Raw genomic sequence first — 1,109 nt, 5'->3', positions numbered from 1 at the left:
ACCATGGAGGATACCAACGGAAACCGGAAATTGCTGAAGAAGCGATATGAGCAGAAAATCGACGCCGTGGCCTCTATGATGGATGCCTACATCGCTTTCAAGCACAATCCGGAAGCATTTGAATAAACACCCTTTCGATTCGCACACCGTTCACGGTCTGCGGAATTTTTTTTGCCCAAAAAGGAGGTGATGAGTTCCGAATGGAAATGGCACTTGGCTCCAGGCTGAGACATGCCTGGAATGCGTTCCGCAATCGCGACTCCTCGATTTTCTATCGCCCTATTGGCCCCAGCTATTCCTATCGCCCTGACCGACCTATTTTCAGTCGTGGCAACGAGCGGTCAATCGTTACCTCTGTTTACAACCGTATCGCGCTGGACGGCTCGTCTATGACAGTCCAGCACGTCCGGCTGGATGAGGAGAACCGCTTTAAGGAAGTGATTGACTCTGGGCTGAACAACTGTCTGACCCTTGAGGCCAACATCGACCAGACCGGCAGAGCTTTTTTCCAGGACATCATCATGTCCATGTTGGACGAAGGCTGCGTTGCCATCGTACCGGTTGATACAACGTTTGACCCGTCGACGACTGGTGGGTTTGACATCAATACGATGCGGACTGGCAAGATCCTGGAATGGTATCCCCAGCATGTGAAAGTTCGCGTCTACAATGACCAAAAGGGCGAAAAAGAGGACATCGTGGTGCCGAAGCGCACCGTCGGTATCGTGGAAAATCCGTTCTACTCCGTAATGAACGAGCCCAACTCCACCATGCAGCGATTGATTCGGAAGCTCAACATTTTGGATGCGATTGATGAACAGAGCGGCTCTGGAAAGCTCAACCTCATCATTCAGTTGCCCTATGTCATCAAGACAGCGGCAAGGCGTCAACAGGCGGAGCAACGCCGTAAAGATATCGAGGAGCAGTTGTCCGGTTCCAAGTATGGTGTCGCATACACCGATGGAACGGAGCATGTAGTCCAGCTGAACCGGCCCGTCGACAACAACCTCATGAGCCAGATTGAGTTCTTAACGAGTATGCTTTACAGCCAGTTAGGTCTCACTCAAAGCATCATGGACGGTACTGCCGACGATAAGACGATGCTGAAC

General features: G+C 51.5%; 1 protein-coding gene. It reads left to right on the top strand.

What is annotated here, in order from left to right:
• Positions 1-200 precede the first annotated feature (200 nt).
• Positions 201-1,109, top strand: a 909-nt coding sequence (locus JX325_RS17510; protein ID WP_204792276.1) for a phage portal protein, incomplete at its 3' end; no start/stop codon positions are given.

It is taken from the genome of Oscillibacter sp. CU971, assembly GCF_905219725.1.
Lineage (GTDB): Bacteria > Bacillota > Clostridia > Oscillospirales > Oscillospiraceae > Oscillibacter.
The sequence above is the reverse complement of the archived record's forward strand: the minus strand, read 5'-3'. Positions and strand labels throughout refer to the sequence as shown.